We start from the raw sequence: 8011 nt of genomic DNA, 5'->3' as shown, positions 1-8011 counted from the left end.
GGCTTTCAGGTCAGGATGAGCCGACTCGGCGGGCTTTCAGGTCAGGATGAGCCGACTCGGCGCGGGGCGGGTCAGGCAGAGGCCCAGGAGGCGCCGGCAGCGGGGGTGGCGATGAGGTGGCCGGGCGGGTTGTGGCCGGCCTCGGCGAAGGCCTTGTCGATGGCTGCGGTGACCGGCTCGACCGCGTCGGCGGGGAGGATCGAGACGATGGAGCCGCCGAAGCCGCCGCCGGTCATCCGGGCGCCGTCGGCTCCGGAAGTGACCGCGGTCGAGACGGCGAGGTCGAGCTCGGGGACCGAGATCTCGAAGTCGTCTCGCATGGAGGCGTGGGAGGCGGCGAAGAGCTCGCCGATCGCGGCCCGGTCGCCGCTGCCGAGCGCGGTCACCGTCGGCTCCACGCGGGCGATCTCGGTCACGATGTGGCGGGCGCGGCGGCGTACGACGTCGTCGGCGAGGGTCTCGACCTGCTCGAGGGCGGCCTCGCGCAGCGAGCGCAGCCCGAGGTCGGCGGCGGCCTTCTCGCACTGGGCCCGGCGGGCCGCGTAGCCGCCGTCGGTCAGCTGGTGCTTGACCCTGGTGTCGGTGACCAGGATCGTCCGATCGCCCAGGGCCAGCGGGACGTTGCGGTGCTCACCGGAGTCGAAGTCGATCAGCAGCGCGCCACCCGTCTCGGCGAAGACGGCGACCGTCTGGTCCATCCCGCCCGTCGGCGCCTTGGCGACCTCCGCCTCGGCCCGGATCCCGGCCGCGACGACGCTGCGTCGCAGGTCCTCGTCAAGAGCCCGGCCGGCCACGCCGAGAGCGGCCACCGCCGTCGCGCACTCGACCGAGGCGGAGGAGGACAGGCCGGCGCCGAGCGGCACCGAGGACTCCAGGTACATATCCAGGCCGTCGACCTCGAGTCCGGCTTCCCGCAGGGTCCAGAGCACCCCCGCGACGTACGCCGGCCACCCCTCGATCTCCGGCCCGAGCTCGTCGACGTGGCCGGTGAACGGCTCGGGCTCCTGCGCGGAGGCGATCCGGATGACGCCATCGGTGCGTGGCGCGGCCGCGGCGTAGGTGGCGTGGGGGAGCGCGACCGGCAGCACGAGCCCGGCGTTGTAGTCGGTGTGCTCGCCGATCAGGTTGACCCGGCCCGGCGCCCGCCCGACCACCGTGGCCTCGGTGCCGAAGGTGGTGAGCAGTGCCTCGGTCGCACGCGCGGTGAGATCGGTCGGTTCGAGCATGGTGCAGAGTCTGCCCGCTGCGGCCGCCGGTCCGCGACCCGGGTGTCGGTAGACGGCGACGACCCGGAGGGCCGTGGCGCGTGCCTCCTCAGCCGCGCGAGGAGTTGCGCGAGCGGCCGCGGACGATGCCGATGAACGTCTGCACCCTCTCGTCCTCTTTGTCGAGCAGCCAGGCCAGACCGACCTCTGTGGGCTCGGCGTCGGTCAACGGCCGGAACACCACGTCCTTGCGGTGGTGGAGCCGGGCGATCGACATCGGCACGACGACGACGCCGGTGCCTGCGGCGACGGTCTCGATCGCGTCCTTCTCGCTTATCGGCGGCCAGGCCATCTGCTCGACCGCCGGCGTCCAACCGCCGCGCTCGGGGAGGACCAGCTGCTCCTCGGCCAGGTCCTCGAAGGAGACCTCGTCGAGCAGGGAGAGGAGATGCTCGTGACCCATCACCACGACCGGCTGCTCCTCGTAGAGGGGGATGCAGTGCAGCTGGTCCCGGTCGACGGGTAGACGTACGAGGCACATGTCGACCTCACCGTCGCGAAGCAGCCTCTCCTGGTCCTCCTCGGTGACCGGGACCAGCTCGAGCCGCTCGCGGCTGCGTTCGCGCCAGATTCTGGCCCACTTGTCAGGGGTGGCCCCGGTGACGAAGCCGACGGTGAATGTCACGTCCGCATCCTCTCATCGATCGGTGCGGAATCCCGTGGTGAAGAACGCAGCGTTCTCTTGCCTCGTCAAGTTTCTATCGAGTGACAGTTTTGCTAACGTCGGTGACGTCAGCCGAGACCGGCTGCCGGACGAGGGAGCCGTACCCGGAAGCGCGACAAGACGGCCGTCTGGAGTAGGTCATGTCCTGGCTTTTGCTTGTTGTATCAGGTGTCCTCGAGGCCGTGTGGGCGCTCGCCCTGGGTCGCACCGAGGGCTTCTCGCGACTGGGCCCCTCGGTCGTGTTCGGCGTCGCCCTCGTCGGCAGCCTGGTGGGCCTCGGGCTGGCCATGCGCACGCTGCCGATCGGGACGGCGTACGCGATCTGGGTGGGGATCGGCGCCGCCCTCACCGTCGGCTACTCGATGGTGACCGGCGCCGAGTCGGTCAGCTTCGTACGTGTCCTGCTCATCGTCGCGCTGGTGGGCTGTGTTGTCGGCCTCAAGCTCACGCACTGACGGTTTGAGGACGGACACGTCCTTCGACGCTTGACTCTTTCGATATGAGTGCGAAACTTGCTCTCTCTCAAGTTATCTATCGCATGACAGAAAAAGGCGATGCCACGGTGTCACAGATCTCGCCGCGCCCCGGGCGCGGCCGGCCACGGCTGCTCCCCGGCAAGATTGCCGCGAACCCCCGAGATCAGATTCTCGCCGCCGCCGCGGAGCTCTTCGTGGGCCGCGGCTACGCCGGCACAACCACTCGCGAGATCGCGGAGGGCGCCGGGCTGAGACAGGCCTCGATCTACTACCACTTCGGCAGCAAGGAGGAGATCCTCGCCGTGCTGCTCGAGCGCTCGGTCCAGGACCGCGTCCAGCAGGCCGGCAAGATCGAGGCCGGGATGGAGGCGGTCCCGCCCGATGTCGGCCTCTACGCTCTCGCGGTCAGCGACATGAGCGCGCTGGTCGCGATGCCGTACAACATCGGCATGCTCTACCGGCTGCCCGACGTGATCGCCTCGCCGGTCTACGACCGCTACAGCCACCTGCGCGGTGACCTGGTCGCCGGCTACGGCCGAGCCGGGCTCCGCGCGGCGGGGCACCGGATCGCGTCGAGCGCCTCCGAACCCGGGCTCGGCGACCTGCTCGTGCAGATGGCCGAGAGCGTGGTCAGCCTTCGCCGCGAGGACAGGATCGGCAGCTCGACGGTCTCGACGATCGCCTCCGCCTGCCTGCGGCTGTGCGGGGTCGCGGAGGAGTCGATCGACGGGGCCCGCGAGTCCGCTCTCGAGGCACTCTCGCGGCGCTGAGCCCGGTCAGGACGGCGATCAGTGCATCCCTGGCTCATGGGCCAGGTGGGTCTCCGGCTCGAGCTGGAAGGTGGAGTGCTCGACGTCGAAGTGACCGGCCAGACAGGCCTGGACCCGGTCGAGAACCCTCGGCGCGCTGCCGTCGGTGAAGCACTCCCCGCTCAGGGTCAGGTGGGCCGAGACCGCGGGCAGACCGGATGTGACGGTCCAGGCGTGCAGGTCGTGCACCTCGACCACGTGGTCCACCTCGAGCAGGTGTCGGCGCAGGTCCTCGACGTCGACCTCCGCGGGGGCGCCTTCGAGCAGGATCCGGCCGCTGTCGCGGAGCAGACAGATCCCTGCGTACGTCATCAGGGCGACCACCACGAGCGAGGCCACCGGGTCGGCGCGGCTCCAGCCGGTGAGCAGGATGACGATCGCCGCGACGAGGGTGCCGATGAAGCCGTAGAGGTCGGAGAGGACGTGCTGGTAGGCGCCCTCGACGTTGAGCGAGGTGCGGTTGGCCCGCGCCATCAGGGCGGCCGCGGCGATGTTGACCGCGCAGCCGACGAGCGCGACGACGAACATCGGCAACCCCTCGGCGTCGGGCGGGTCGATCAGGCGCCGGATCGCCTCCACGCACACGACCGCCGCGAAGACGAGCAGGGTGATGCCGTTGAGCGCGGCGGAGAGGATCTCGGCCCGTTTCCAGCCGTAGGTCCACTGGCCGTGCGCCGGCCGCGCCGCCAACCGCATCGCCCACAGCGCCGCGGCGATCGCCCCGATGTCGGTGAGCATGTGGCCGGCGTCCGCGAGCAGCGCGAGCGAGTCGGCGAGGATCGCGACCGTCACCTCGCCGATCAGGAACACACCCAGCAGGGACATCGCCGCGATCAGGTAGCGCCGGTCCGCCGCCGGGGAGATGTGGTCGTGATCGTGGCCCATATCGAGTGATCTTAGGCCGGATATCCAGTTCTCCGATGAGCCGTCCCATGGCATCGTGACCGGCATGTCGATCGCCGAGTCCTTCCTGTCCCTGCACGTGCCCGGCCGCCCGCTGCTGATGCCCAACGCCTGGGACGCGGGCTCGGCGAAGCTGCTGGCCTCGCTCGGGTTCTCGGCGCTGGCCACGACCAGCAGCGGGTACGCCACGACGCTCGGCCGTCTCGACGGCCAGGTCACCCGTGATGAGGTGATCGGGCACTCCGCGGCGCTGGTCGACGCGGTCGACGTCCCGGTCTCCGCCGATCTGGAGGCGGGCTTCGCCGCGTCCGTCGCAGACGTGGGCGAGACGTTCCGGCTCGCAGCAGGGGCAGGACTGGCCGGCGGGTCGATCGAGGACTACGCCGGGATCGAGGAGGACACGGTCTACGACATCGACGCGGCCGCCGAGCGTGTCGCCGCGGCCGCTGCCGCCGCCGGCCCCGACTTCGTCCTCACCGCCCGGGCCGAGAACCACATCCGCGGCCGCGACGATCTGGACGACACCATCGCCCGGCTGCGGGCCTATCAGGAGGCCGGCGCCGACGTGCTCTTCGCGCCGGGCGTGATCGCTGTCGAGGACGTACGCCGCCTGGTCGAGGCCGTCGACCGCCCGGTCAGCGTCCTGGTGCTCCCGGGCGGCCCGTCGGTCCCGGAGCTGGCCGCGGCGGGTGCTGGCCGCATCTCTGTCGGCGGCGCGTTCGCGTTCGCCGCGCTGGGTGCGGCCAAGCGAGCCGCCGAGGAGCTGTTGGGCGCCGGGACGACGGGCTACTCGGACCTGGCAGCCGAAGGCTCCGAGGCGCTTCGCGCCGCTCTGTCGTGACGGCTCGCGGACTGCTGGCCGGCGGCCTCGGCCGCGCTGGTTGACTGGGGACCGTGAGCGACGAGCTGAGGGTGGTGCGAGCGGGCTTCGCGCCGGTCAAGGGGACGCGGCACCTCTCCTACGACGCGGTGTCGCTCGACGCCCAGGGCGCGGTGGGGGACCGCGGCTTCGCACTCGTCGCGTTGGACGAGGAGGACCCGACGCGCGGGCAGGTGCTGCGTACGGTCCAGAGCCCTTCGCTGGTCGCCGTGCGGAGCGAGCTGGTGGGGGAGCGGCTCGACGTCGAGCTGCCGGGTGGTGAGACGGCCTCCGCGGTGCCGGTCCGCTCCCGCCGGACCGTCACCTGCGACTACTGGGGCCGCGAGGTCGCGTTGGAGCTGCTGGAAGGACCGCACGCGGGCCTGTTCTCGCGGTGGCTGGGCCGCCCGGTGCGGTTGGCGCGTGCCCGGCGCGGCGACGTCGTCTTCGCGGCGCCGGTGACGCTGGTGACCACCGCCTCGCTGAGAGACCTCGCCCAGCGCAGCGAGCGGCCGGATCTGCCCGAGCAGGCCGCCCGGTTCCGGTCCACCGTCGTGGTCGACACCGATGAGCCGTACGCCGAGGAAGGCTGGACCGGCCGGATCATCCAGGTCGGCGGCGCGCGGGTGCGGATCGGCGTACCCATCCCTCGATGCGCGGTGGTCGACCTGCACCCCGAGACGAGCGTGCGGGACGTCCGGCTTCTCCGGACCCTGTCCGGCTACCGGCCGCGAAACCGGGCCGGGGAGCCGGTGTTCGGGATGTTCGCCGAGGTGTTGACGCCCGGCGAGGTGTCTGTAGCGCCGAGTCCGTGACGGCGGGTGGATGCCGCCGAACGCGCACGAGCAGACCGCTCACCGGCACGCACAGGTAAAGCACTGCATCGGACCAGCAGAGGCTCAGGCGGGTTGCGTACGCTCTGCTCGTGGATATGCAATCGCTGTTGTCGCGCGACTCCGTGAAGGTCGCCCTCGTCGTCAACGCCGGCTCGCGCCGTGGAGAGGACGCGCTGGCCTCGTCGGAGGAGATGCTCCGCGCCGCGGGGATCGAGGATGTGCAGTCGTACGCAGTCCACTCGGGGGACGAGCTCGAGGCCACGCTCGACAAGGTGGCCGCCGAGAAGCCGGACCTGCTGTTCATCGGCGGCGGCGACGGCTCCGTCGGCGCCGCGGCGACGCGGATCGCCGGTAGCGACGTCGTGCTCGCGGTCCTGCCGCTGGGCACGGCCAACGACTTCGCCCGCACCCTCGAGCTCGACCAGGACCCGGAGACCGCGGTCAAGCAGATGCTCGAGGGCAAGATCATCAACGTCGACATCGGTAAGGCGAACGGTCACACCTACCTCAACGTCGCCTCCTTCGGTCTCTCGGTCGCGGTGACCGAGGCGCTGAACCCGCGGCTGAAGAAGGTGATCGGTCCCGCGGCCTACCCGGTCGCCACGCTGGGGGCCTACCGTCACCACAAGCCGTTCACCGCCCGGTTGGAGTTCCCCGAGGGCGACCACGAGACCTTGGAGCTCGACGACCTGCTTCAGGTCGCGGTCGGCAACGGGCGCCACTACGGCGGTGGCAACAAGATCACGCCCACTGCCTCGGTGGACGACGACATGCTCGACGTCTACGCGATCGTGCGTGGCCGGATGCGTGATCACGTCTCGATCGCGCGGCTGCTCAAGAGCGGCCACTTCATCGAGCACGAGCAGGTGCACCACGTGACCACCAGCGCCGTGCGGATCTCCACCGACGAGCCGATGCCGGTCAACCTCGACGGTGAGATCGTGACCTCGACACCGACCGACTTCACGGTCGAGAGCAACGCCCTCCACGTGGCCGTGCCGATCCACAGCCGCGCCGGGCGGCTGGACGGCCCGGCACCGGACGTCCAGGAGGACTGAGCGGCCGCGCGGCTGCTCGCGCGGGTCTCTAGGGGCGACCGGCGCCGGGCACGTCGACCCGGATGGCCAGCAGCCTCGCCTCGGTGTTGGCCCGGCGCGGCTCCTCGAAGAAGTCGGGTGCCGCGCAGGCGTACAACGTCTTGCCGTCGCTCCCGCCGAGCATGCACGCGAAGACTCCGCCTCCCGGCTCGATCTGCTCGAGGATCTCCCCGCCCTCCGCGACCCTGACCAAGCGACCGAAGACAGCGTCGGCGGTCCAGACCGCGCCCTCGGCATCCAGGCAGCAGCCGTCGGGAGCCAGGACGGCGTCGCCCATCGCCTCCCCGAACGCGGTGTGCGTGGTGAGCTCGCCGAACTTCGCCCACGTACGCCGGTTGGTCAGCGACCCGTCCTCGGCGATGTCGAAGGCGCTGATCCGGTTGCCGCAGGTCTCGTCGACCAGGAGGGTGCCCTCGGGGGTGATCACGCTGCCGTTGGGGAACCACATGTCGTCGGCGACCTCGGTCACCGTCCCGTCCGTGTCGACGCGCAGCAGCACCGTCGATGCCACGTCGGCGCCCGCCATGATGTCGAAACCGAAGTTCCCGACGTACGCCCTGCCCTGCTCGTCCACCACCATGTCGTTGAGGTGGTTGCTGACGTGGTCGCTCAGGTCGGCGTGGGTGGCCAGCGTGCCGTCGCGCTCGCGACGCAGGATCCGGTGGTCGCGCATCGACACGATCAGGAGACGACCGTCGGGAAGCCAGCCCAGCCCCGAGGGCTGTCCCGGCACCTCCGCCTCGACCCGCAGATCCGAGCCGTCCTCCCGCGCCGAATAGACCTTGTAGGAGTAGAAGTCCACGAACCAGATCCGCTCCTCGTGCCAGCGCGGGCACTCCAGGTAGTGCAGATCCTTCACAACGGTGGTGATCTCTCTAGCCATGTCCTCATCATCGCCGAGGCGTCAATCGTGCAGGCCGAAACGTCACCTTTGCAGGCCGAGGGGTCACTTCTGCAGGCCGAGTTGGCACGACCGTGCCCCCTCGGCCTGCAGAAGTGACCCCTCGGCCTGCAAAGGTGACGTTTCGGCCTGCACGATTGACGCCTCGGCGATGATGAGGGCATGGCTAGAGAGATCACCACCGTTGTGAAGGATCTGCAC

Annotated in this window: 9 protein-coding genes and 1 riboswitch; of the genes, 5 read left to right on the top strand and 4 right to left on the bottom strand. The window is 70.5% G+C overall.

Features of this window, described 5'->3' with window-relative positions:
• Positions 1 to 71: 71 nt before the first annotated feature.
• Both galK and ACRDPS_RS25965 read right to left on the bottom strand, forming a co-directional pair.
• On the bottom strand, positions 72 to 1226 hold the full coding sequence (gene galK / locus ACRDPS_RS25970; RefSeq protein WP_431504559.1) for a galactokinase: 1155 nt from the start codon (positions 1224 to 1226) through the stop codon (positions 72 to 74).
• An 88-nt stretch (positions 1227 to 1314) separates the two neighbouring features.
• The gene (locus ACRDPS_RS25965; RefSeq protein ID WP_431504558.1) at positions 1315 to 1890 is read right to left on the bottom strand and encodes a LysR substrate-binding domain-containing protein; all 576 of its coding nucleotides are present in this window, start codon (positions 1888 to 1890) and stop codon (positions 1315 to 1317) included.
• A 104-nt stretch (positions 1891 to 1994) separates the two neighbouring features.
• Positions 1995 to 2058: riboswitch (guanidine-III (ykkC-III) riboswitch) on the top strand.
• Positions 2059 to 2069: 11 nt separating this feature from the next.
• On the opposite strand from ACRDPS_RS25965, the gene ACRDPS_RS25960 reads away from it, so the two are divergent.
• Both ACRDPS_RS25960 and ACRDPS_RS25955 read left to right on the top strand, forming a co-directional pair.
• Positions 2070 to 2384, top strand: a complete 315-nt coding sequence (locus tag ACRDPS_RS25960; protein ID WP_431504557.1) for a DMT family transporter — start codon at positions 2070 to 2072, stop codon at positions 2382 to 2384.
• A gap of 107 nt (positions 2385 to 2491) precedes the next feature.
• Positions 2492 to 3175, top strand: coding sequence for a TetR/AcrR family transcriptional regulator (locus ACRDPS_RS25955; protein ID WP_431504556.1), 684 nt, complete (start codon positions 2492 to 2494; stop codon positions 3173 to 3175).
• Between the two features lie 18 nt (positions 3176 to 3193).
• On the opposite strand, the gene ACRDPS_RS25950 is transcribed toward ACRDPS_RS25955, so the two are convergent.
• Positions 3194 to 4099, bottom strand: a complete 906-nt coding sequence (locus ACRDPS_RS25950; protein ID WP_431504555.1) for a cation diffusion facilitator family transporter — start codon at positions 4097 to 4099, stop codon at positions 3194 to 3196.
• Between the two features lie 64 nt (positions 4100 to 4163).
• On the opposite strand from ACRDPS_RS25950, the gene ACRDPS_RS25945 reads away from it, so the two are divergent.
• The 3 genes from ACRDPS_RS25945 (at position 4164) to ACRDPS_RS25935 (ending at position 6870) form a co-directional block, all read left to right on the top strand.
• Positions 4164 to 4958: an isocitrate lyase/PEP mutase family protein gene (locus tag ACRDPS_RS25945; protein WP_431504554.1), complete on the top strand. Its 795-nt coding sequence runs from the start codon at positions 4164 to 4166 to the stop codon at positions 4956 to 4958.
• 53 nt (positions 4959 to 5011) lie between these two features.
• A complete protein-coding gene (locus ACRDPS_RS25940; protein WP_431504553.1) occupies positions 5012 to 5791 on the top strand; it encodes an MOSC domain-containing protein in 780 nt (259 codons plus the stop codon).
• Between the two features lie 116 nt (positions 5792 to 5907).
• Positions 5908 to 6870: a lipid kinase gene (locus ACRDPS_RS25935; protein ID WP_431504560.1), complete on the top strand. Its 963-nt coding sequence runs from the start codon at positions 5908 to 5910 to the stop codon at positions 6868 to 6870.
• Between the two features lie 28 nt (positions 6871 to 6898).
• Here the strand turns inward: ACRDPS_RS25935 and ACRDPS_RS25930 are convergent, their stop codons facing one another.
• Positions 6899 to 7792, bottom strand: coding sequence for an SMP-30/gluconolactonase/LRE family protein (locus tag ACRDPS_RS25930; RefSeq protein WP_431504552.1), 894 nt, complete (start codon positions 7790 to 7792; stop codon positions 6899 to 6901).
• Positions 7793 to 8011 lie beyond the last annotated feature (219 nt).

Source organism: Nocardioides sp. (genome assembly GCF_050699375.1).
GTDB lineage: Bacteria > Actinomycetota > Actinomycetes > Propionibacteriales > Nocardioidaceae > Nocardioides.
This window is presented reverse-complemented; position numbering and strand designations above follow the sequence as displayed.

Excerpts from the sequence above, each read along its gene's own strand:
- galK (WP_431504559.1), bottom strand. The coding sequence starts at position 1,226 with ATGCTCGAACCGACCGATCTCACCGCGCGTGCGACCGAGGCACTGCTC.
- ACRDPS_RS25960 (WP_431504557.1), top strand. The coding sequence starts at position 2,070 with ATGTCCTGGCTTTTGCTTGTTGTATCAGGTGTCCTCGAGGCCGTGTGG.
- ACRDPS_RS25950 (WP_431504555.1), bottom strand. The coding sequence starts at position 4,099 with ATGGGCCACGATCACGACCACATCTCCCCGGCGGCGGACCGGCGCTAC.
- ACRDPS_RS25945 (WP_431504554.1), top strand. The coding sequence starts at position 4,164 with ATGTCGATCGCCGAGTCCTTCCTGTCCCTGCACGTGCCCGGCCGCCCG.
- ACRDPS_RS25935 (WP_431504560.1), top strand. The coding sequence starts at position 5,908 with ATGCAATCGCTGTTGTCGCGCGACTCCGTGAAGGTCGCCCTCGTCGTC.
- ACRDPS_RS25930 (WP_431504552.1), bottom strand. The coding sequence starts at position 7,792 with ATGGCTAGAGAGATCACCACCGTTGTGAAGGATCTGCACTACCTGGAG.